Annotated in this window: 20 protein-coding genes and 1 riboswitch; of the genes, 10 read left to right on the plus strand and 10 right to left on the minus strand. The window is 71.6% G+C overall.

Annotation, left to right across the window (positions count from 1 at the left end):
- Positions 1-7: 7 nt before the first annotated feature.
- A complete protein-coding gene (locus AC5RVZ_RS28400) occupies positions 8-388 on the plus strand; it encodes a YciI family protein (RefSeq protein WP_494068975.1) in 381 nt (126 codons plus the stop codon).
- Entirely contained in the window at positions 367-1500 is a 1134-nt protein-coding gene (locus tag AC5RVZ_RS28405) for an RNA polymerase sigma factor (RefSeq protein WP_494068976.1), read from the plus strand. Before AC5RVZ_RS28400 ends, AC5RVZ_RS28405 begins: the two co-directional genes overlap by 22 nt.
- A gap of 69 nt (positions 1501-1569) precedes the next feature.
- On the opposite strand, the gene AC5RVZ_RS28410 is transcribed toward AC5RVZ_RS28405, so the two are convergent.
- The gene (locus AC5RVZ_RS28410) at positions 1570-2451 is read right to left on the minus strand and encodes a bifunctional methylenetetrahydrofolate dehydrogenase/methenyltetrahydrofolate cyclohydrolase (RefSeq protein ID WP_494068977.1); all 882 of its coding nucleotides are present in this window, start codon (positions 2449-2451) and stop codon (positions 1570-1572) included.
- Positions 2452-2602: 151 nt separating this feature from the next.
- Complete coding sequence (gene glyA, locus AC5RVZ_RS28415; RefSeq protein WP_494068978.1) at positions 2603-3877, minus strand: serine hydroxymethyltransferase; 1275 nt, start codon at positions 3875-3877, stop codon at positions 2603-2605.
- A gap of 69 nt (positions 3878-3946) precedes the next feature.
- Positions 3947-4030, minus strand: a riboswitch (ZMP/ZTP riboswitch).
- Positions 4031-4145: 115 nt separating this feature from the next.
- On the opposite strand from glyA, the gene AC5RVZ_RS28420 reads away from it, so the two are divergent.
- From AC5RVZ_RS28420 to AC5RVZ_RS28445, 6 genes are all read left to right on the plus strand, one after another.
- The gene (locus AC5RVZ_RS28420) at positions 4146-5672 is read left to right on the plus strand and encodes a beta-N-acetylhexosaminidase (RefSeq protein WP_494068979.1); all 1527 of its coding nucleotides are present in this window, start codon (positions 4146-4148) and stop codon (positions 5670-5672) included.
- Complete coding sequence (gene nagA, locus AC5RVZ_RS28425) at positions 5669-6808, plus strand: N-acetylglucosamine-6-phosphate deacetylase (protein WP_494068980.1); 1140 nt, start codon at positions 5669-5671, stop codon at positions 6806-6808. Before AC5RVZ_RS28420 ends, nagA begins: the two co-directional genes overlap by 4 nt.
- Before the next feature lie 369 nt (positions 6809-7177).
- Positions 7178-8983: a sigma-70 family RNA polymerase sigma factor gene (locus AC5RVZ_RS28430; protein ID WP_494068981.1), complete on the plus strand. Its 1806-nt coding sequence runs from the start codon at positions 7178-7180 to the stop codon at positions 8981-8983.
- A 48-nt stretch (positions 8984-9031) separates the two neighbouring features.
- The gene (locus tag AC5RVZ_RS28435) at positions 9032-9424 is read left to right on the plus strand and encodes a YrdB family protein (protein ID WP_494068982.1); all 393 of its coding nucleotides are present in this window, start codon (positions 9032-9034) and stop codon (positions 9422-9424) included.
- Positions 9421-10812: an FAD-binding oxidoreductase gene (locus tag AC5RVZ_RS28440; protein WP_494068983.1), complete on the plus strand. Its 1392-nt coding sequence runs from the start codon at positions 9421-9423 to the stop codon at positions 10810-10812. The genes AC5RVZ_RS28435 and AC5RVZ_RS28440 overlap by 4 nt, the downstream gene beginning before the upstream one ends.
- Entirely contained in the window at positions 10809-11213 is a 405-nt protein-coding gene (locus AC5RVZ_RS28445; protein ID WP_494068984.1) for an NUDIX hydrolase, read from the plus strand. Before AC5RVZ_RS28440 ends, AC5RVZ_RS28445 begins: the two co-directional genes overlap by 4 nt.
- 43 nt (positions 11214-11256) lie before the next feature.
- On the opposite strand, the gene AC5RVZ_RS28450 is transcribed toward AC5RVZ_RS28445, so the two are convergent.
- From AC5RVZ_RS28450 to AC5RVZ_RS28480, 7 genes are all read right to left on the minus strand, one after another.
- On the minus strand, positions 11257-11910 hold the full coding sequence (locus AC5RVZ_RS28450) for a hypothetical protein (RefSeq protein WP_494068985.1): 654 nt from the start codon (positions 11908-11910) through the stop codon (positions 11257-11259).
- Positions 11911-11952: 42 nt separating this feature from the next.
- Entirely contained in the window at positions 11953-12732 is a 780-nt protein-coding gene (locus AC5RVZ_RS28455; protein ID WP_494068986.1) for a glucosamine-6-phosphate deaminase, read from the minus strand.
- On the minus strand, positions 12725-13675 hold the full coding sequence (locus AC5RVZ_RS28460) for an ROK family protein (RefSeq protein WP_494068987.1): 951 nt from the start codon (positions 13673-13675) through the stop codon (positions 12725-12727). The genes AC5RVZ_RS28455 and AC5RVZ_RS28460 overlap by 8 nt, the downstream gene beginning before the upstream one ends.
- A 43-nt stretch (positions 13676-13718) precedes the next feature.
- Positions 13719-14627, minus strand: a complete 909-nt coding sequence (locus AC5RVZ_RS28465; RefSeq protein WP_494068988.1) for a carbohydrate ABC transporter permease — start codon at positions 14625-14627, stop codon at positions 13719-13721.
- A complete protein-coding gene (locus AC5RVZ_RS28470; protein ID WP_494068989.1) occupies positions 14624-15622 on the minus strand; it encodes a carbohydrate ABC transporter permease in 999 nt (332 codons plus the stop codon). The genes AC5RVZ_RS28465 and AC5RVZ_RS28470 overlap by 4 nt, the downstream gene beginning before the upstream one ends.
- Positions 15623-15700: 78 nt before the next feature.
- Positions 15701-16942 (minus strand): extracellular solute-binding protein, encoded by a 1242-nt coding sequence (locus AC5RVZ_RS28475; RefSeq protein WP_494068990.1) that lies wholly within the window; start codon positions 16940-16942, stop codon positions 15701-15703.
- 90 nt (positions 16943-17032) lie between these two features.
- On the minus strand, positions 17033-18220 hold the full coding sequence (locus tag AC5RVZ_RS28480) for an ROK family transcriptional regulator (RefSeq protein ID WP_494068991.1): 1188 nt from the start codon (positions 18218-18220) through the stop codon (positions 17033-17035).
- 144 nt (positions 18221-18364) lie between these two features.
- Here AC5RVZ_RS28480 and AC5RVZ_RS28485 point away from each other — a divergent pair, with 144 nt between their 5' ends.
- The gene (locus AC5RVZ_RS28485; RefSeq protein ID WP_494068992.1) at positions 18365-18856 is read left to right on the plus strand and encodes a hypothetical protein; all 492 of its coding nucleotides are present in this window, start codon (positions 18365-18367) and stop codon (positions 18854-18856) included.
- A gap of 116 nt (positions 18857-18972) precedes the next feature.
- Entirely contained in the window at positions 18973-20472 is a 1500-nt protein-coding gene (locus tag AC5RVZ_RS28490; protein ID WP_494068993.1) for a L,D-transpeptidase family protein, read from the plus strand.
- A gap of 111 nt (positions 20473-20583) precedes the next feature.
- Here the strand turns inward: AC5RVZ_RS28490 and AC5RVZ_RS28495 are convergent, their stop codons facing one another.
- Positions 20584-22815: an NADP-dependent isocitrate dehydrogenase gene (locus AC5RVZ_RS28495; RefSeq protein ID WP_494068994.1), complete on the minus strand. Its 2232-nt coding sequence runs from the start codon at positions 22813-22815 to the stop codon at positions 20584-20586.
- Positions 22816-22928 lie beyond the last annotated feature (113 nt).

Raw genomic sequence — 22928 nt, forward strand, 5'->3', positions numbered from 1 at the left:
AGCCATCATGCGGTACACGCTTCTGCTCCACTATCCCGAGATGACCGAGGCCGACATGGGCCCGGACGCCTGGGCCGAGGGCATGCGCGAGTTCGACGAGTACGCCAAAGCGCTCGATCGCGCCGGCATCCTGCGCGCCGCCGAGGTGCTGCAGCCGTCGGCGGTGACCACGACGGTGACCGCCGCGGACGGCGAGCTGCGCGTGCAGGACGGCCCGTTCGCCGACACCAAGGAACAGCTCGGCGGAACGTTCGTCATCGACGTGCCGGACCTGGACGCCGCGATCGGGTGGGCTGCGAAGGCCCCCTCGGTCGGATGGGGCGCCGTCGAGATCCGACCGACGGCGACGTACTTCACCGACGGCTCGTGGACCCCGTTCGGGAACTGATGACCGACGTCGGCCGAGCGCGGGCGGCTGCCGAGCACGCCGCCCGCGTCTCGTACGGTCGTCTGCTGGCGCTGCTCGCCGCTGCGACCCTCCCCGCGCCCTCTCCTTCCGCCGCCGGTGCGTCGCACGGAGCCTCCCGGCGCGGGGGCCCGGACATCTCGCTCGCCGAGGACGCCCTGTCGGACGCATTCGAGCGTGCGTTGCGCACGTGGCCGGATGCCGGCATCCCGTCGAACCCGGAAGGCTGGCTTCTCACCGTGGCCCGCAACCGACTGCGCGACCTGTTCCGGTCGGCGGCGCAGCGCACCAGCGTCGCGCTGGACGACGCCGTCGCTGCCCACCTCGCCGATGAGAGCCCGGATGCCGACGCCTGGGTCGAGCGCACGCAGACCATCCCCGACCGGCGGCTCGAGCTGCTGTTCGCGTGCGCGCATCCTGCGGTCGACCGCGCCGTGCGAAGCCCCCTGATGATGCAGACGGTCCTCGGGTTCGACGCGCGCGATGTCGCGCGCGCGTTCGGCGTGGAACATGCCACGATGGCGCAGCGGCTCGTCCGCGCCAAGCGCCGCATCCGCGACGCCGGCATCCCGTTCCGTGTGCCGACCCGGGCGGACATGCCGGCGCGGCTGCCGGCGGTGCTCGAGGCTGTCTACGGCGCGTACGCCCTCTCGTGGCTCGACCAGGGCGACGCCATCCGCGAATCGATCGCCGACGAGGCGCGGTGGCTCGCGGTGCTGACAGCGACGCTGCTGGAGGTCGAGCCCGAGGCGTGGGGACTTGCGGCGCTCCTGACGTATGCGCAGTCGCGCGCGCCGGCGCGCGCACGTGCGCCGTGGCCACCGCTGGACCAGCAGGACACGACGCTGTGGGACCGCGAGCTCATCGCGGAGGGCGCGGCGCTCCTGCGCCGGGCATCGGCGCTCGGGCGGCCGCTCGGCCGGTTCCAGCTCGAGGCGGCGATCCAGGCGGTCCATTGCGACCGCGCCCGTACCGGCACCCTCGACGTCTCCGCGCTCCTCACGCTGTATCGCGGGCTCGTGGCGATCGCGCCGACCGACGGCGCGCGGGCGGCACTGGCCGCCGTCGAGGCGCGACTCGCGCGGGACCCTTGAGCCGCGACGTTCCGGTGCACGCGTCGCCGACTCGGCGACCGGTGGTGCGCGCCGACCGGGCGGGAAGGCTCAGCCGGCCTGGCGCTCGGCGGCCTCGACGACGTTGGTCATGAGCAGCGCGACCGTCATGGGGCCGACGCCGCCGGGGTTCGGCGACAGCCAGCCGGCGACGTCGGCCACATCGGGGTGGACGTCGCCGTAGACCGTGGACTTGCCGGTCTCGGGGTCGACCTCGCGCGTGACGCCCACATCGAGCACGGCCGCGCCCGGCTTGACGTCCTCGGCGCGCACGATGTGCTTGACGCCAGCCGCGGCCACGATGACGTCGGCCTGGCGCAGGTGATGCGCGAGGTCGGTCGTGCCGGTGTGCGTCAGCGTCACGGTCGCGTTGATCTCCCGGCGGGTCAGCAGCAGACCGATCGAGCGGCCGATGGTGACACCGCGTCCGACGACGACGACATCCTTGCCGGTGAGGTCGTAGTCGTTGCGCAGGAGCAGCTCGATGACACCGCGCGGGGTGCACGGCAGCGGCGTCGTGATCGGCGCGTTGACGTTGAGGACGAGCCGGCCGAGGTTCGTCGGGTGCAGGCCGTCGGCGTCCTTGGCCGGATCGATGCGCTCGAGGATGGCGTCGGTGTCGATGTGCTTCGGCAGTGGCAGCTGCACGATGTAGCCGTGGCAGGCCGGGTCGGCGTTGAGCTCGTCGATCAGCGCCTCGACCTGCTCCTGCGTCGCGTCGGCCGGGAGCTCCCGCTGGATCGAGTTCATGCCGATCGACTCGGACTGGCGGTGCTTCATGCCGACGTACAGCTGCGAGGCCGGGTCGGCGCCGACCAGCACCGTCGCGATGCCCGGTGTGATGCCGCGCTTCTGGAGCGCGGCGACGCGCTCGGCGAGCTCCGCCTTGATCTCGGCCGCCGCGGCCTTGCCGTCGAGCTTGAGTGCCGTCATCCCATCTCTCCTTGCTTCATGTCCGTGCGCCCCTGACCGGGCGGCTACGTTCGTCCCCACCGGGCGGCGAGAATCCTTCCGGAGGCCGGGACCGCGGCGGTCGCCCATGGTCTCGGCCGTCCGGTGGACTCTCGCGGATGCCGCGCTGCGGTTACTGCTGGAGACCGGGGTAGAGCGGGAAGGCCGACGTCAGCGCAGCCACGCGGGCGCGCAGAGCCTCGACGTCGGCGCCGGGCTGGAGGGCCAGGGCGATGACGTCCGCGACCTCCGTGAACTCGTCGTCGCCGAAGCCGCGCGTCGCGAGCGCCGGCGTGCCGATGCGAAGCCCCGAGGTCACCATCGGCGGGCGCGGATCGTTGGGCACGGCGTTGCGGTTCACGGTGATGTGGATCTCGTGCAGCAGGTCCTCGGCCTGCTTGCCGTCGATCGCGGCGTCGCGCAGGTCCACCAGCACGAGGTGCACGTCGGTGCCTCCCGAGCGGACGGCGATCCCGGCATCCTTGACGTCCTGCTGCGACAGCCGGTCGGCGATGATCTTCGCGCCGCGCAGCACCCGCTGCTGGCGCTCGGCGAACTCCGGGGTGCCCGCGAGCTTGAACGCGGTCGCCTTCGCGGCGATCACGTGCATGAGCGGGCCGCCCTGCTGGCCCGGGAAGACCGCGGTGTTGATCTTCTTGGCGATGTCGGCGTCGTTGGTGAGGATGAAGCCCGAGCGGGGCCCGCCGATCGTCTTGTGCACCGTCGACGACACGACGTGCGCGTGGGGCACCGGGTTCGGGTGCAGACCCGCGGCGACGAGGCCGGCGAAGTGCGCCATGTCGACCCACAGGTAGGCGCCGACCTCGTCGGCGATCTCGCGGAAGCGGGCGAAGTCGAGCTGACGCGGGTACGCCGACCAGCCGGCGATGATGACCTTCGGCTGGTGCTCACGTGCCAGACGCGCGACCTCGTCCATGTCGATGACGGAGGTCTCGGGGTCGACGCCGTACGCGACGATGTTGTAGAGCCGGCCGGAGAAGTTGATCTTCATGCCGTGGGTCAGGTGACCGCCCTGGTCGAGGGAGAGGCCCAGCAGCGTGTCGCCCGGGCGCGCGATCGCGTGCAGGACGGCGGCGTTGGCGGTGGCGCCCGAGTGCGGCTGGACGTTCGCGAACTCGGCGCCGAACAGCTCCTTGGCGCGCGCGATCGCGAGCTCCTCGGCCACGTCGACCTCTTCGCAGCCGCCGTAGTAGCGGCGGCCGGGGTACCCCTCGGCGTACTTGTTCGTCAGCACCGAACCCTGCGACTGCAGCACCGAGACGGGCACGAAGTTCTCGGAGGCGATCATCTCGAGGTATCCCCGCTGGCGCTCCAGTTCGCGCTCGAGCACCTGCGCGATCTCAGGATCGACCTCGGCGAGCGGGGCGTTGAAGAACTGATCGGTCATGCGATCTCCTTGTGTTCGATACGCGCGCGCAGCGCGCTACTCAACAACCGGGTTTCCCCTGGAATAGCGTGCCTCGGCCCAGGCGTGCGGTCGAATGCCTCGTCGGTCGCTCCCCGGTGGTGGTCCACCTCAACGCCAGTCGCGACTCACCGAGCATAACGGATGCCGACCCGCTAGGCTCGGGCGCACTGGTTTGTTAGGACTCTTTACTAGTCATCGGCGACACCCGCCGCCATCGCCGCGCCTCGCCGACGAGAATGGAGCCATCGTGTCCGTGCCACCCGTCGTTCCCGCGCCCGCCTCGATCACCGCCGTCGACGCGGCGCCGTTCCGCATCGACGGCGAGACGGCCCTGGTCGGGGGACCGGATGCCACGGCAGAGCTGGCCGCGATCATCCGGGTCCGCACCGGCCTGGACCTGCAGACCGCCGAGGCGGCGGACGACGCGGGGGACGCCATCGAAGTGCGCGTCGAGCCCGGAGGCGCCGGCGAGTCGTACCGGATCGTCGCGGACGCGGCGTCGATCATCGTGACCGGCGCGGATGACGCCGGGCTCTTCTACGGCATCCACACCCTGGCGCAGCTGATCACGGCGACCGGCGAGGGGTGGGTGGTGCCGGCCGTGAACATCGACGATGCCCCGCGCTTCGCGTACCGCGGCGTGATGCTCGACGTCGCACGCCACTTCCACCCGGTCGGCACCGTGCAGGCGTTCATCGACCGGGCGGCCTCACTGAAGTTCAACGTCCTGCACCTGCACCTGACCGACGACCAGGGCTGGCGCGTGCACCTGACCTCGCGGCCGCTGCTGACGGCGGCTGCGTCCTCGTCCTCCGTCGGCGGCGACCCCGGCGGGTTCTACACGCAGGACGACTACCGCGAGATCGTGCGGTACGCGGCATCCCGGCACATGACGGTGGTGCCCGAGATCGACATGCCCGGGCACACGCATGCCGTCGGCCTCGCCTACCCCGAGCTCGTCGAGGACCCGGTGCTGAGCGAGCAGGTCCGGCAGACGGTGCGCGAGTTCGGAGGCGAGCTGCCGCAGGCCGGGCGACCGTACGACGGCCTGGCGGTCGGCTTCTCGTCGCTGAGGATCCACGACGAGGCGACCTACGACTTCGTCGCCGACGTCTTCGGCGAACTGGCGCGCTTGACCCCGGGGCCGTACCTGCACCTGGGCGGCGACGAGGCGCTCGGCACATCGCGGGAGGACTTCGACCTCTTCGTCTCCCGCGCGAGCGGAATCATCGCCGACCTCGGCAGGACCCCGGTGGCGTGGCACGAGGCGGGATCGGCGAAGAACCTCGCCGATTCCACCGTCGGCCAGTACTGGGGCTTCGTGTCGCCGACCGACGGCATGGACGAACAGGCGCGGGCGTTCGTGGCCAACGGCGGGCAGCTCATCCTCTCCCCCGCCGATGCGACGTACCTGGACATGAAGTACCCGTCCGGACACGAGCGCGGGCTCGCGTGGGCGAACGGCCCGACGAGCGTCGAGCGCGCGTACTCATGGGAGCCGTCGGACGTGATCGCGGGGATCGACGACGCCGACATCCTCGGGGTCGAGGCGGCGCTGTGGACCGAGCTCGTGCGGACACCCGACGACATCGACGTCATGGCTTTTCCGCGCATAGCGGCGGTCGCCGAGGCGGCGTGGTCCCCTCCGACGGGAACGAGCGACCTGCGCACCTGGCCCTCGTTCCGCGAGCGGGTCGGCGCCCTGGGCCCGCTGTGGAGCAGTCTCGGCATCCGCTTCCACCCGTCGGACGAGATCCCCTGGGCGGCGTCGTGAGCAGGACGGTGGTGCACTCCGTCCGCGTGTTCGGCTCGGCGGCCGTCGACGCGGACCACCCGGACGGCTGGGTCCTGTTGGACGGCGTCCGTGTCGGGGCCGTCGGCCGCGGGGACGACAGACCGGCGGCGGACGAGACGGTCGACGGCGAGGGCGGATGCCTCACCCCCGGCTTCGTCGACATCCACGGGCACGGCGGTGGCGGTGCGAACTTCGACGACGGGCCCGACGCGATCCGCGTCGCACGGGCGCTGCACCGCGCACACGGGACCACGCGCGCCGTGATCTCGCTGGTCACCGCCTCCGTCGACGATCTCGCCACGCGCGCCGGGATGGTCGCCGACCTGTGCGCGGCGGATCCGACCATCCTCGGTTCTCACCTGGAGGGTCCGTTCCTGGACGCCGCGCACAAGGGCGCGCACACGGCGTCGCTGCTGCGGGCGCCGGATGCGGCATCCGTCGACCGGCTGCTGGAGGCGGGGCGCGGGACCATCCGTCAGGTGACGCTCGCCCCCGAGCTCCCCGGCGCCGACGAGGCGATCCAGCGCTTCGTCGCCGCCGGCGTCACCGTCGCCGTCGGCCACACCGACGCCGACGCGCAGGCGGCTCGCCGCGCGTTCGACCTCGGCGCAACCGTGCTGACCCACGCGTTCAACGCGATGCCGGGCATCCACCACCGCGCCCCCGGTCCGGTCGTGGCGGCGCTGCGTGACGGCCGCGTCACGCTCGAAGTGATCGCCGACGGCGTGCACGTGGACCCGGACCTGGTGGCGGTCCTCTTCGCGAGCGCGCCCGGCCGGATCGCCCTCATCACCGATGCGATGGCGGCGGCCGGCGCCGATGACGGCCGGTACGAGCTCGGGGGCCTCGCCGTGCGCGTCACGGGAGGCGTCGCGCGACTGGAGGACGGGCAGGCCATCGCCGGCTCGACGCTCACGCAGGACGCCGCGGTGCGCAACGCCGTGGCCGCGGGCGTCGCACCGAGCGCGGCCGTGGCCGCGGCCACGTCGGTGCCGGCATGTGCGATCGGACGTGCCGACCTCGGCCGCCTCGACGTCGGATCGGCGGCCGACGCGGTGCTGCTGGACCGGGATCTCCGTGTGCTGCGGGTCTGGGTGGACGGCGCATCCTCCTGACCGCCGGCCGCGGTGTCGGTGAGGTCGGCGGCCCCTCCCCCGAGCATCCGACCGACCCCACCGTCCCCGTGCCCCCACGCGGGCGGCATCGCGATCCCCGGTGCGGGCGAGGGATGCCGCTTCACTGGAAGAGACGCACGGCCGCGGTGTTTATTACGCGAACGCCGCAGGATTTCTCGGACGCCTGCGCCGTCGTTCCGGCCGGGCCCGCGAGCGCCGCGCAGGCTCGGAACCGCCAGCAGGTTCCCAGCGTCCGGACCCTGGCGGAAGGCCGAGACGGCAGTCACAATGGAGCGACACGGATGGGCCCCCGCACCGCGGAGGCGGACGCGAACCGCCGGACCACCGTGATGCGGGAGGTCGACGAGGATGCGCGAGCGGGTTGTCGATGCGCTGAGCGACGCGGACCTGGCGCTGCGGAGTCGATCCGGTGACCGGGCCGCCTTCGCGGAGCTGTGGCGACGACACCATCGGGCCGCGATCACGGTCGCGCGCAACCTGACGTCGAGCTTCGACGCGGATGATCTGGTGCAGGAGGCCTACACCCGGATCTACCAGTCCCTCGTCACCGGAGGCGGACCCACCGCCGCGTTCCGGGCGTACCTGTTCACCACGGTGCGTCACATCGCGGCCGAATGGGGTCGCGCCCGCCGCGAGACAGCGCACGAGGAGATGGACGACCTCGAGGATCCCGCGTCCGGCGATGGCGCCGCCGAAGCCGCGCTCGACCGCAGCCTCACGCACCGCGCGTTCCTCAGCCTGCCGAGCCGCTGGCAGGAGGTCCTGTGGTACTCCGAGATCGAGCGCATGAAGCCCGCCGAGATCGCGCCGCTGCTCGGGATGAAGGCGACCGCCGTCGCCCAGCTGACGTTCCGAGCGCGGGAAGGACTGCGCGAGGCCTGGATCCAGGCGCATCTGCGCGAAGTCGCGGACGGCTCGGAATGCCAGTGGACGATCGAGCGGCTGGGTGCGTACTCGCGCGGCAACATCGGCCGACGGGACCGCGGCAAGGTGGACGTCCACGTCGCCGGCTGCGTCCGGTGCGCCCTCGTCGCGGGTGAGGCCGAGCAGGTCTCCGGGCGTCTCGCGCTCATCCTGCTGCCGCTCGCGCTGGGCGTGACGGGGGCGACGGCGTACCTGGCCACGGCGCAGGGCGCCGGGATGCCGCTGGCCGCCCTGGCGGCGATGCCCTCCAGCGTTCTGCCCGGTGCGGTCACCATGCCGGCGGGCATCGCGACGGGCTCGAGCGCGGCCGGCGCGGTCGCTTCGGGAGCGACCGGAGCCGCCGCGGCGGCGAGTGGGGCCGGCACGGCCGCCGGGAGCGTCGCCGCCGCGACGGCCACAACCACAACCGCTGCCGTCTCGGCCGCGACCGCCGGAGCGGCGGTCGGCGGCGGAGCGGTGGTCGCCGGCGGGCTGGCCGCCGGTGGTGCTGCTGCCGGACTTGCCGCCGTGGTCGCCGTCGGCGGCGTCGTGGCCGCAGCGGTCATCCCCGCTGTCGCGATCCTGCCCGGCTCCGACCCGCGGGTCGCCCGCACGGCACCCGGCGTGGCCGAGCCCGCCGACGCCGGACCCGGGGGCGCGCCAGAGGGACCCGCGGCCCCTGGGCCCGCCGATCTGCCCTTCCAGCAGTCCACGACGTCCACGCCGGTGCACTCCGGCGCGGGTTCCACGTCCGCCGTGGAACCGACGGGCCCCGATGGCGCGTCCGAGCCCGGATCAGCCACGGACGCCGCCGACGCCGCGCCGACGGGCGACGCGACCACCGACGCCGCCGGCACGGATGGCGGCGGGGCGGAGAGCGGCCAGAGCGGGAGCGCCGACGGGGCGCTTCGCTCGCCCACCGCGTCCGGCGGGTCGACGGGCACGACCGGATCCGGCACCGACTCACCCTCGACGTCTTCGGACGGGACCTCGAGCACGACGGGCGGCAGCGGAGCAAGAACCGCGACCGGACAGAGCAGCGCCGATGGCGCCGGCCGCGGCCACGCCGAAAGCAGCGCAGCGGCCGGTGGCGGTCCGGCGAGCGCGAACGGACAGGGAGGCGGCCCGGCGAACGGCAACGGCAACGGCAACGGCAACGGCAACGGCAACGGCAAGGCTCACAAGAACGGGCTGCCGGACAGCGGCACCGTGACCGAGCTCCCGGTGGAGGTCGCGCCGCCCGCTCCCTGAGCACTCGAGCACGGTCTGGTGGGAGGCGCCCGCCGTAGACTGGACCTCATGCCCGACACGCCGAACGTCACACCCGCGAAGCCCGCCGAACCGGCGCCCGGCACGCGGGCTCCTCTGTCGGCGGTGGACCTTCTGGCGTTCCTGTGCGAGATCGTGGCTTTCGGCACGCTCGCGCTGTGGGGCTTCACGATGTGGCCGTTCCCGTGGAACATCGTCATGGGCCTGGGCGCTCCGCTCGTGGCGATCCTGGTCTGGGCCCTCTTCGTGTCGCCGCGCGCGGTGCTCGCCGTCCACCCCTTCGTGCGCGCCCTGGTCGAGCTGCTCGTGTACGCCTCCGCGACAGTGGCGTGGTGGTCGATGGGCAACGCCTGGATCGGTTCGGCGTTCGGGGTCGTCGCGGTGGCCATCGGCGTCGTCGCAGGCCGGCGCCGCCTCTCGTGACCGCTGCTTCCGAGGTCCTGGAGCGCCTCCGGGCCGCGCTCGGCGACCGCGTCGACACCACGCCCGCGGCGCTGGCGGCGGCGCGTGCCGACAAGTCGGGCCACGTGGCATCCGGGCTGCCGATCGCTGTCGTCCACGCCCGCTCGGTCGAGGACGTGCAGCAGACGCTCCGCATCGCAACGGCGACCGGCACGCCGGTCGTGCCGCGCGGCGCGGCCACCGGCCTTGCCGGCGGCGCGAACGCCGGCCGCGGCGAGATCGCGCTGTCGGTGCGCCTCATGGACCGGATCCTCGAAGTGCGTCCCGACGACCTCATCGCCGTCGTCGAACCGGGAATCCTCAACGCCGAGCTCAACGCCGCGCTCGCTCCGCACGGGCTGTGGTGGGCCCCCGACCCGGCCAGCCGCGCGATCTCGACGGTCGGCGGCAACATCGCGACCGGCGCCGGCGGCCTGCTCTGCGCCAAGTACGGCGTCGTGCGCGATGCGGTGCTCGGCGTGGACATCGTCCTCGCCGACGGCCGGCTCCTGCGCCTGGGTCACCGCACCGTGAAGGGCGTCACCGGGCTGGATCTGACTTCTCTCGTGATCGGCTCCGAGGGCACGCTCGGCGTCATCGTCGGCGCCACGCTGAAGCTGAGGCGCCTCGTCCCCGGTGAGGTGTGCACGATCGCCGCGACCTTCCCCGACGTGCGCGCGGCTGCGCAGGCGTCTGCCGCGGTCACGGCGTCGGGGGTGCAGCCGGCGATCATGGAGCTGATGGATGCCTCGTCGCTCGCGGCGGCGCACGCGCTGCTCGCGCTCGCTCCACCGACGGCCGGCGCTTCCCAGCTCACCATCCAGACCGACGGACCCGCGGCGGCGGCGGAAGCCGATGCCGTCGCGGCGGTGCTGCGCGCTGCCGGCGGCGCCGTGGCGCTGTCGCGTGACCGGGACGAGGGAGAACGGCTGCTGGCGATCCGCCGCTCGATGCATCCGGCGATGGAGAGGCTCGGCACGGCGCTCATCGAGGACGTCTCCGTGCCGCGCAGCGCGCTGCCGGCGATGTTCGACGAGATCGCCCGCGTCGAACGCGAGCACGGCGTCACCATTCCGACCGTCGCGCACGCCGGGGACGGGAACCTGCATCCGAACTTCGTCTTCCACGCCGAACCGGACGAGTTCGGCGTCGTCGAGGCGCCGCCTCACATCTGGGCGGCCGCGGACGACCTGTTCCGTGCGGCGCTGCGGCTGGGTGGAACGCTGACGGGCGAGCACGGCGTCGGTGTGCTCAAGCGCCGGTGGCTGGCCGACGAGCTGGGGGCCGACCAGTGGGAGCTGCAGCGGCAGATCACCCGCGTCTTCGACCCTCAGGGGATCCTCAACCCGGGCAAGGTGTTCGCATCATGACGGGCGAGGTGCACGTGAGCGCCGCGGTGGTGGTCGACGACGATGGGCGCGCGCTCGTGGTGCGGAAGCACGGTGCGACGGTCTTCCAGCAGCCCGGAGGCAAGCCGGATCCCGGCGAATCGGCGCTGGATGCGGTCGTCCGCGAAGTCGCCGAGGAGACGGGGATCCACGCCGATCCTGGTTCCTTCCAGCCGCTCGGGCGCTTCACGGATGCCGCCGCCAACGAGCCGGACCACGTCGTCGTGGCCGATGCCTTCGTGCTCCGCGTCGCCGCCGGCTCAGCACCGGCGGCGCCCGCCGCGGAGATCGCGGAGCTGCGCTGGATCTCCCGGCACGAGGTCCCCTCCACTCCCCTCGCCCCGCTCAGCCGCAATCACCTCATCGACTTCGCCTGGCGCTGAGCGTCGGCATCCGGTCTCGGCGCCGGGGGTCGGTCGGCCGGCGTCACTCGGACGGCGGGTACACCTGGACAGCATGGTCCGCCGACACACCGCCGTAGGCGGCGAGGACGAGAGCGAGGATGCCCAGGATCAGCGAACCGATCGTTCCGAGGGCGCTCGCGGCCCAGAACATGCGGGTCAGGGCCTCGCCGTTGACCGCACCCTGCCCGGCGACGGCGACGATCTGAAGGAGGATCTGCGCCGCCGCCGTGACCGCCAGAACCAGCAGCGGCAGCCATCGAACCCGCTGCGGGACGGCGCCGGCGCGGCCGATGACGACGGCCGCCACCACCAGTGCGGCGAGCGAGAGCACCTGGAGGGCCTGGCCGACCATGATGCTCTGCTGCGGATCGGCGACCTCCAGCGGGATCACGTCCCACAGGAACCGCGACACGACCGGCTCCGCCGCTGCGACGACGAGCGCCACGACTCCGACCCGCTGACGCGCCACGACGCTGCCCGAGCGGCGGATCCCGAGAGCGAAGACGAGCAGGGCCGCAGCCCAGAGGGCGACGACGAGGTATCCGGCGCCCGGGATCGGGCCGAGCGGGGCGGCGCTGAGCATCAGAACGAGGACGCTGTGCGCGATCAGCAGGGATCCGCCGACCTGCCAGGCTAGCCTGGCGTCCCGGCCGGCGGTGGCCGCGGCATCCGTCATGCCGTCAGCCTAGAGGGGTCGCGAGCTTCCCACCCGGACGCGTCACAGCCCCTGCCACGCGGGCTTGTTGTCGTACGCGTAGCGGTAGTAGTCGGCGTGCGCGAGCTTCGAAGCGGCAGCCTCGTCGACGACGACCGTCGCATGCGGGTGCAGCTGGATCGCCGAGCCCGGCAGGGAGGCCGTCACCGGTCCCTCGACGGCGCCCGCAACAGCGTCCGCCTTGCCCGCCCCGAACGCCAGCAGCACGAGGTGGCGCGCGCGAAGGATCGTGCCGAGGCCCTGCGTGATGCAGTGCATCGGGACATCGTCGATCGAGTCGAAGAACCGGGCGTTGTCGCGGCGGGTCTGCTCGGTCAGGGTTTTCACGCGGGTCAGCGAAGCGAACGACGACCCCGGCTCGTTGAAGCCGATGTGGCCGTCGGTGCCGATGCCGAGGATCTGCAGGTCGATGCCGCCGGCCTCACGGATGGACGCCTCGTACTCCTCGCCGTGACGCTCGATCCCCTCGGGCGACCCGTCGGGTGTGCGGATCAGCGCCGGGTCCAGGCCGAGCGGCTCGACGACCTCGCGTGTGATGACGGACCGATAGCTCTCCGGATGCGCCGGGTCCAGCCCGACGTACTCGTCGAGGGCGAAGCCGCGCACGCGCGAGACATCCATGCCCTCCAGCCGTGGCCGCAGCGCCTCGTAGACCGGCAGAGGCGTCGACCCCGTCGCGAGACCGAGAACGGCGTCGGGCTTGTCCCGGATGAGCCGGACGATCTCGTCGGCCACCAGCGCGCCGGCCACGGCCGCCTCTCGGACGATGACGATCTCAGCCATGGACCAGTGCCTCCTCGGTGTCGTGCCGGGCGTCGCCCGCAGCGCCGATCAGCGCCGCGCCCAGCGCTGCCGCCGGCGATCCCGGCGGCAGGAGCTCCACGCGCTCGGAGAGGCGCAGGGACCGCATGAACGCGGATGCCTCGGCGCTGGCCTGCAGCTCTCGCTCGACATCGCGCATCAGCCGATCCCCCAACCCCGTCACACCGCCGCCGAGAACCACGATATCGACGTCCGCGGTGAGAACGAGCACCCGGACCCCCGCGGCCACGCCGCGGGCGAGCCCGGCGCGCAGCTGACGCGCGGATGGGTCGCCCGTCTCGGCCGCATCGAAGATGTCGCGCACCGGCAGCTCCCCGCGACGCGCCCACCGCTCGGCCACCGCGCCGCCGCCGGCGAGCGCCTCGATGCAGCCGCGCTGTCCGCAGCGGCACAGCGGACCATTCGGGTCGACCGAGATGTGCCCCACTTCGCCGGCGGCGCCTCGCGCTCCGCGCCACAGGATGCCGTCCGAGACGATCCCGGCGGCGATGCCCGTCCCGAGATTCAGATAGGCCATGGAGCGGATCGCCGCGCCGTCGCGGCGGCCGCGCAGCGCGTAGGCGCCGAACGCGGCCGCCTTGACGTCGTTCTCGACCGCGATCGGGACGCCCAGCTCGTCCTCGACCGCGCCGGGCAGGTCGAGGTCGTCGACACCGAGGTTCACCGCGTGCACGACGCGACCGGTCGCCGGATCCACCTGTCCCGGGATGCCGACGCCCACGGAGCGGACGGACGCGAGATCGACACCCTCGCCGGCCAGCGCGCGCACCGCCTCCAGGACGCCCTGGGCGACGGCATCCGGCCCCCAACCCGTCGGGCGGCGCACCCGGGCGACGATGCGGCTGTCGTCGTCGACGGCGAGGGCGTCGGTCTTCGTTCCGCCGACGTCCAGTCCGACCCTCATCGGCCGCCTTCCTTCCGGTCGGCGGCGCTGCGTGTCACCCGCATCAGCCCTTGACCGCCCCGGCGACCAGCCCGCTCGTCATGCGCGTCTGGACGATCAGGAAGAAGATCACGACGGGGATCGCCACGAGAGTCGATCCCGCCATGAGCTCGGCCCAGTTGATGCCGCCGTTGGGGTCCAGGAACGTGCGCAGCCACACCGGAAGCGTCATCGCCTCCGGGCGAGGGTTGAGCACGAGGGCGAACAGGAACTCGTTCCATGCCTGGATGAAGCCGAAGATGCCGGTCGCGACGAGACCGGGAGCCAGCAGCGGGAAGGTCACGCGCCAGAACGCCTGCGAGCGGCTCAGTCCGTCGATCATCGCCGCCTCCTCGAGTTCGACCGGCACGCCGTTGACGAAGCCGCGCAGCGTCCAGATCGTGAAGGGCAGCACGGTCGCGATGTAGACGGCCGACAGACCCGCAACCGTGTTGAGGAGCTGCCAGCCGTCGACGAGACGGAAGATCGAGATGATCATCGCCTCGGCGGGGATCATCTGGATGATCAGGATCGTGATGATGAACGCCGCGCGGCTGCGGAAGCGGAACCTCGTCACCGCGAGCGCGGCCAGGAACGCGAACACGAGCGACACCGCGACGGTGATGAGGGTCACCAGGACCGAGTTTCCGAGCGCCGGAAGGAACGGGGCGCGGGCGTAGTGCAGGATGACCTCGGCATAGTTCTCGAGGGTGCCGTTGTCGGGCCAGAAATGCAGGTCGCTCCCCCGCACCGCGCTGCCCGGCTGCAGCGACGTGTTCACCATCCAGTAGACGGGGAACACGGATGCTGCGAACACGAGGACGGCGGCGACGCCGGCGAGGATCGAGCCGATCCGCCGCCGGACGCGCTCGGGACCGCGGCGGGCCGCCGCGGCGGTGGGACCGGCTGACGTGCTGACGAGCGCGGCGGTCACAGGGTCTCCTCCTTCACGCTGCGGCGGACGTAGAAGATCGACAGGGCCACCAGCAGCAGGACGACGATGACCGAGATCGCCCCGCCCGTGCCGAAGTCGCCGGACCCGAGCGAGACCCGATAGATGTACACGCCCAGCGTGTTCGTCTGCTCGGCCAGGCCGCCGATCGACTGTAGCGCGTAGATCTGCGTGAACACGCGCAGATCCCAGATCACCTGGAGGATCGTCACGATGATGAGGATCGACCGGATGTACGGGACGATGACGAGCCGGAAACGCTGGAACGCGCCGGCGCCGTCGAGCTGCGCGGCTTCGAGGACGTCGTCGGGCACCTGCGTCAGGCCGGCGTAGACGGTGAAGGCCACGAACGGCACGGCGCCCCAGACGATGATGATCGTCGCCACGGCGAAGAAGCTGAAGGGGTCGATCAGCCACGGGTGGCCGGCGAAGTCGAGTCCGAACCAGTTCGTGAGGACGTTGTTGAGCACGCCGTACTGGGTGTCGAAGATCCAGCCCCACACGATGGTCGCCGACAGGGGCGGCATCGCCCAGGCCAGGAGCAGCCCCACCGAGACGAGGGTGCGCAGCACGCCGCCCAGCCGCTTCATCAGCAGCGCGACCAGGACGCCGAGGACCATGGTGGTGACCACGCACACTCCCGCGAACGCGAGCGAGCGCCACAGCACCTGCCAGAAGTCCGGATCGGTCAGCACGTCCGCGTAGTTTCCGAGCCCGACGAACTCCGGCGGGGCGCCGAACACCTGGGCGCGGCCGAACTTCTGGAACGACATGATGAACAGCTGCAGCAGCGGCCAGCCGGTGATCAGGGCCAGAACGATCAGGGCGGGCGTCAGCAGGGCGTACGGCGTGAAGCCGCCGGGCCGACGGGTGCGGCGCCGCCCGGGTCGGCCGGACTCGGGCGGCGCGGTCAGGCGCTCGCCGTCGACGGCGCTCACTGCCGGCGGCGGCAGCTGGCGGGGCGAGACGGTGGACATGGGGGGCTCCTGTGGTGTCAGGCTGCGCATCGGCCCGGGCCGGCGGCGGGTGCCGCCGGCCCGGTCCGTGTGCGTCGATCAGCCGTTGAGGATGTCCTCGATCTTGGTGTCGACCTCTTCGGCGAGCGCCTGGACGTCGCCGCCCTGCGCGATCTTCACGAAGAAGTCCTCGAGGATCCGGGCTGCCTCGACCTCGGCCCAGTTCGGCGACGCCGGGGTGAGCTTGGCGTCGCCGGCTGCCGCCGTGAACGCCTGCGCCTCCGGAGTGTCGCCCAGCGTGGATGCCAGCGACTTCTTGGCCGGGATCAGGCCGTTCTCGCCGTAGATCGTCTGGAACTCATCGCTCAGGATGATCTCCAGCGCGCTCTTGGCGAGGTCGGGGTTCGCGGACCTCGCCGAGATGCCGACGTTCGATCCGCCTGCGAAGACCTGCGCGGCGCCGCCGTCCATGCCAGGGAGTGCGTACACGAACGGCGCGGCCGGGGGGTTGTCCGTGTCGCACTCGCTCGCGAGGCCGAGTGCCCAGTTGGGCGCGGAGAACTGGATGGACGAGCCCTCGCAGTACGGCGTCCACGGCTCGGCGTTGTCTCCGTCCTTGGGCGCCAGCGACGCGGTCGTCATGAGGTCCTGCACCTGCTGCAGGCCCTTGACCGACTCGGGTGAGCTCAGTTGCGCGTCCCACTCGTCGCCGTCCTGGACGGCGATCTCGCCGCCGTTCTCCCAGATGAAGGGCAGGGCGTTGTACCAGTCCTGGCCGGCGAAGTAGATCCCGGACTTGCCGGGATTGGCGCCCGCCAGCTCCTTCGCCTGGGCGATGTAGTCGTCGAGCGTCGCCGGCGCCTCCGTGACGTACGCGGGGTCGGCGAAGACGACGCGCGCGCCCGCGTAGAGCGGAGGGGCGTAGAACGCGCCGTCGAACGACCCGGCCTCGACGAATCCCGGCAGCAGGTCGTCCCCGCCGAGGTCCTCGTACATGTCGGAGATGTCCAGCAGGGCGCCGACGGAGGTGAATGCCGGCGCCTGCGTGTTGCCGAACTCGACGATGTCGGGGCTGTCCGAGCTCGACAGGCTGGTGGTCAGCTTGTCGACCAGCCCGTCCCAGCTCTGCTCCTCGATCGTGAGCGTGGACCCCGGGTTCTCCTCCTCGAAGGTCTCCTCGAGGTAGTCGCGGGCGTCCTGCGGGGTGTCGGCGCCGACGAGCCACACGCGGATCTCCGCACCCTCGCCCTCAGGCGAGGTCCCGCCGCTTCCGCCGGCGCAGCCGGCCAGTGCGACAGCCGAAGCGCCGAGAAGCGCCATAGCTCCGAGCGTCTTCTTCATGTTCTCTTCCTTGTCCTCTTGGTGAGCGGATGGCCGGGACGACCGATCCGGGTCTTGGATCATTCGGCGGCGGCCGGTGACGGGCTTTCGTCACGAGACGCCGAGTTGTCCGGACAGGACCATCACGGCGGCGCCGCGTAGGACGATGTCCTGACCGTGCTCCGTCATCCGCACGCGCACCCCGTTCTGCGACGGGCTCAGCGTGCGGGCGCGAAGGGTCTCGACGGTCTGCTGCGCGAGCGGGCCGTCGAGGAGCTCGGAGGGGCCGGAAAGCACGATCTCCGAGACGTCGAGGGCGCCCAGGACGGGCGCGAGGGCGATGCCGAGGCGCTCGCCGGCGTCGCGCAGAACGCCTTCGCGGGCTTCCGGCGCGGCCGCGGCGAGCCGGGACGTGAGCGAAGGCACCGAGAGCCAGGCCTCCAGGCACCCCACCCGGCCGCAGGCGCACAGTGGTCCGCCATCGGTGCCGACCGTGACGTGACCGATCTCACCGGCGGCGAAGCGGCTGCCCCGCATGGGCTGGCCGCTCGCGAGGAGCCCCGAGCCGACACCGCGGCCCACCTTCACGAGCAGGACGTCTTCGGCTGCGCCGCCGAAGGTGTACTCGGCGAGCACCGCGGCGTTGGCGTCGTTGGCGACGAGGACCGGCAGCCCCAGGGCGCTGCGCAGCGATCCTTCGAGGTCGAAGCCCGCCCAGCCGAGGTTCGGCGCCGTCACGATGACCCCGCGGTCGTCGACGACGCCCGGCGTTCCCACCCCGATGCCCAGGACGGGAGCCTCCGCTTCGGACACGAGCCCTCGAGCAAGCTCCACGACGGTGTCCACGAGCTTCTCGGCGACGGGAACGGCGACGTCGCGGCGGAGCACGATGTCGCCGTCCAGCGTGAGCACCGCGCCGCTGAGCGTGTCGCTTCCCGACAGGTCGATGCCCACGATCCGGTGCCCGCTGCGGTCCAGGTCGATCAGGATCGCCGGCTTGCCGGGGCCGGATGCCTCGCGCACGCCCATCTCGGCGACGAACCCGTCGGCGATGAGCTCGGCGACCAGATCCGAGATCGTCACTCGCGTCAGGCCCGTCTCCCTCGCCAGATCCGCGCGACTCATCGCTCCCTGATGGAAGAGCGTCTGCAGCAGCAGCGATCGATTGTGTCCACGCGCGTGCTCGGGCAGGACCTTGCGGCTCCGGCGCAGCGCTCGGCCGGACTCGAACGCCCCGGCCTGAGGCGCACCCGATGGGGCGGCGGTCGAGGCTCCCGGACGGCGGTTCACGGTCGGCATGTTTGTTAGTAGACCTTACGAACTAACTTTTCGCAAGGCTTTCCCCACGCCGTCGGGGCGCCTTTACGCAACCGTTACCCTGTTCGCGGGGAACGGTCAGCCCGACCCCGCTCGCCGTCTCGGACGGTCACCTACAGTGGAGCGATGACCACGTCGCGAATCGGTCGCCGCCTGGCGGCGCTCACCCTGGCAGCCGTCACGCTTCTCAGCGTGACCGCGTGCACAGGGGCTCCGACGGGCTCCGCGCAGCCGAGCGCGCCTTCGTCGAGTGCCGGCACGCCACGCGCGGAGGACTCGGCAGGCGACCAGGGTCAGTCCACGGCCGATGCCTGCCGCCTCATCCAGGACACCATCGAGCAGGCATCCGCGGAATTCGACAACGTCTCGAATGAGGACCCCGCCGCCCTCGTCGATGCCATGGAGGCCGCGGCGCAGCAGCTCGCCGACGCGTCATCCCAGATCACCAACGATGAGGTCGCCGCCCTTCTCCCGTCACTGCAGCAGATGTTCTCGGACATCGCGGACGTGATGGGCGCCCTCGCCGAAGGCGACGCCTCACGCATCGCGGAGGTCCAGGAACTGGGCGCGTCCTTCCAGGAGACCAGCACCAGGTTCCAGGAGCTGTGCGCGCCCTGACGCCTCCCCGGACCGCGGTGCAGCGCATCATAGACCGTGATCAGCCCGTAATCCCCGCGCCCTCGCCCGTCCCTTACCATAGGGAAAGCGTTGCACGCACATCGGGGGGTGAAGACGTGACGGATCTGGCGACCACGCCGACGGCCGACGAGGCGTCGGATGACGACGCCGTCGAGCCGGCGAACACCGACGCGGCGCCTCGCGACGGATCCGACGCGACTTCGGGAACCGACCCGGCCGCGCCCGGTTTCGCGTGGGCGCCCGCCGACCCGCAGCCGAAGAAGCGACGCACCGCCCTGTGGATCGGCGCGGGAGCCGGCGCGGCCGTCGTCGCGCTCGTCGCCTCCTCGCTCATCCTGATCGCGCCCGGGACGAGTGTCGCCGGCGTGCACGTGGGCTTCCTGACTCCCGGCGCTGCCGCAGATGCGATCCAGCAGCGCCTCGCCGAGACGACGGTGGTCCTCACCGGCGAGGGCGGCGATGTCGAGGTGACCGGCGCAGACCTCGGCGCCTCCGTGGGCGCAGGCGATCTCGCCGACACGGCGTTCGCCGAGCACCCGATGTGGAACCCGACGACGTGGTTCGCGGACCCGATCGACGCGGCCGTCATCCTCGACGAGGAGGCCGCGACGCACGCGCTGCGCGCCGCCGCACCCGAGCTGTACACCGAGCCGGTGGACGCCGCCATCGCGTTCGACCCCGGTACTGCGTCGTATGTCGTCACGCCGGCACAGCCGGGGACGGGCATCGACGTGACAGCCGTGCAGGACGCGCTGCAGCAGGCGTTCCGAGCCGGCCGGTCGCACGTCGATTTCGACGCGGTCGCCAGTGAGGTCGAAGCGGCCATCACGACGGCGACGGCGGAGGAGACGGTCGCGAAGCTGAACGGGATGCTCGACACCGTCGGCTTCTACGTCGGCGAGGAGCGGACCGTGCCGGTGGACCGCGCGGTCGCGGCATCCTGGCTCTCGGTCACTGCCGATCACGAAGCCGGCACGTTCCAGATCACTGCGGACGCCGCAGCCATTCAGCCGGTGGTCGACACGCTGGCAGGCGCGGTCAATCGCGCTCCCGAGAACGCGCGTGTCATCACCGACAGCGCGGGCAAGGTGCTCCGCGAAGAGGCGGGCGGACAGACCGGGCGCGAGCTCGGCGACACCTCCGACGTGGCATCCGACTTCGCTGCGCAGCTCGGCGAAGGGAACGCCGCGTTCCAGCTGCCGGTCACCGAGGTGCCCGTGACGACCGTGTCGCTGGCGCGCCGCATCGAGGTGGACCTCGGCGACCAGCGCACGTACCTGTTCGAGAACGGCAACCTCGTCAACTCGTACGCCATCTCCTCCGGACTCGCCGACACGCCCACGTTCACCGGCAACTACCGGGTGTTCGCGCACACCCGCATGCAGAACATGGGCTGCTTCGAAGGCGCTCCGTACTGCACCGAGGACGTGCCGTGGATCACGTGGTTCAACGGCGACCAGGCCTTCCACGGGGCGTACTGGCACAACAACTTCGGCAACCCGATGAGCCACGGCTGCGTCAACATGCCGATCAGTGTCGCCAAGTTCCTGTACGAGTGGGCTCCCGTCGGCACCGAGGTCTCGGTCCACCACTGACCCGACGCGACGCTCGCTGAACGATGTGAAGAGCGGATGCCTCCCTCGGAGGCATCCGCTCTTCACATGTCCTCGACCGTCAGCCGCCCGTGGGTGGCCGGCCGGGGCCGCTCAGCTGCGCTGAGCGCCGAGTCCGTCGATGATTTCGTTGAACGTGGCCGAGGGGCGCATGACGCCGGCGACCAGCTCAGGGTCGGGCCGGTAGTAGCCGCCGATCTCGACGGGCGAGCCCTGCACTGCGATCAGCTCGTCGACGATCTGCTGCTCGTTCGCGGCGAGAGCCTCGGCGACCGGTGCGAACACGCGCGCCAGCTCGGCGTCCGCCTGCTGCTGGGCCAGCTCCTGCGCCCAGTACAGCGCGAGGTAGAAGTGGCTGCCGCGGTTGTCGATCGTGCCCAGCGCCCGCCCCGGCGACTTGTCGTTCTCGAGGAACGTGCCGGTCGCGGCATCCAGCGTGTGGGCCAGGACCTGCGCCCGGCCGTTCCCGGTGAAGCCGGCGAGGTGCTCGAGCGACGCGGCGAGCGCGAAGAACTCGCCGAGCGAGTCCCAGCGCAGGTAGTCCTCGGCCAGCAGCTGCTGGACGTGCTTGGGCGCCGACCCGCCGGCGCCGGTCTCGAACAGGCCGCCGCCGGCCAGCAGCGGCACGATCGAGAGCATCTTGGCGCTCGTGCCGACCTCGAGGATCGGGAACAGGTCGGTCAGGTAGTCGCGCAGGACGTTGCCGGTCACCGAGATGGTGTCCTCGCCGCGGCGCAGGCGGTCGAGCGAGTACTGCGTCGCCGCGGCAGGCGCGAGGATCTCGATCGTCAGCCCGTCGGTGTCGTGCTCGGCCAGGTACTCGTTGACCTTCGCGATGAGCGCGGCGTCGTGGGAGCGGTTCTCGTCCAGCCAGAAGACGGCGGGGGCGCCGGTCGCGCGGGCGCGGGTGACGGCGAGCTTGACCCAATCGCGGATGGCGACGTCCTTCGTCTGCATCGCCCGCCAGATGTCGCCCGGCGCGACGCGGTGCTCCAGGAGCACGTCGCCGGCCTGGTTGAGCAGCTGCACGACACCGGGCGCCGAAATCTCGAACGTCTTGTCGTGGCTGCCGTACTCCTCCGCCGCCTGCGCCATCAGGCCGACGTTCGGCACGGTGCCGATCGTGGCGGGGTCGAGCGGGCCGTGCGCGATGACGTCGTCGATCACGGTCTGGTAGACGCTCGCGTAGGACGAGTCGGGAATCACCGCCAGCGTGTCGGCCTCGCCGCCGTCGGTACCCCACAGCTTGCCGCCGTTGCGGATGAGGGCCGGCATGGAGGCGTCGACGATCACGTCGGACGGCACGTGGAGGTTGGTGATGCCCTTGTCGGAGTTGACGTACGACAGGCGGGGGCCCTGCTCCATCGCGTCTCGGATGGCGCCCGCGATCTCGTCGCCGCCGTCGACCTGCGCCAGGCCCGCGAGGATCGCGCCCAGTCCGTCGTTGGGCGTCAGACCCGCCTCGGCGATCTTGTCGCCGTAGCGGTCGAACACGTCGGCGAAGTACGCCTTGACGACGTGTCCGAAGATGATCGGGTCGCTGACCTTCATCATCGTGGCCTTGAGGTGGACCGAGTAGAGGATGTCGTCGGCCTTGGCGGTCTCGAGCGTCTCGGTCAGGAAGGCATCCAGTGCGGCCGCGGACAGGAACGTGGCATCCACGATCTCGTCGGGGAGCACCTTGATGCCGCTCTTGAGCTCGGTGACCGAGCCGTCCTCGGCCACGTGCTGGATGGTCAGCACGTCGTCGGCCGGGATGACCGTGGTCTGCTCGTTCGACTTGAAGTCGTCGTGGCCGAGGGTGGCGACACGGGTCTTGGACCCCTCGGGGAAGGCCTTGTTGCGATGCGGGTGCTTGCGCGCGTAGTTCTTCACCGAGAGCGGCGCGCGACGGTCGCTGTTGCCCTCGCGCAGGACCGGGTTCACCGCGGACCCCTTGATGCGGTCGTAGCGCGCGCGGACGTCCTTCTCCTCGAGGTTCTGCGGCTCGTCGGGGTAGTCGGGGATGTCGTAGCCCTGCGACTGGAGCTCGGCGATCGCGGCCTTCAGCTGCGGGATGGAGGCCGAGATGTTGGGCAGCTTGATGATGTTGGCCTCGGGCAGCGTCGCCAGTCCGCCGAGCTCGGCGAGCGCGTCGCCGACCTGCTGCTCGGGCGTCAGATTCTGCGGGAACGCGGCGAGGATGCGGCCGGCGAGCGAGATGTCGCGGGTCTCGACATCCACGCCCGCCTGGGCGGTGACGGCCTGCACGATCGGCAGGAAGGAGGCGGTCGCGAGAGCCGGAGCCTCGTCGGTGTACGTGTAGATGATGGTGGAGTCGGTCACCTGTGAAGTCCTTCGTACGAGTGGCTCTCAGCCTATCGCACCCCGGGAAAGTATCTCGATGTCGAGAGAATTCGCTGGTCGCCTGGTGACGATCCGGAAATCGCGCGATGCCG

It is taken from the genome of Arthrobacter sp. Cza30 (assembly GCF_059090765.1).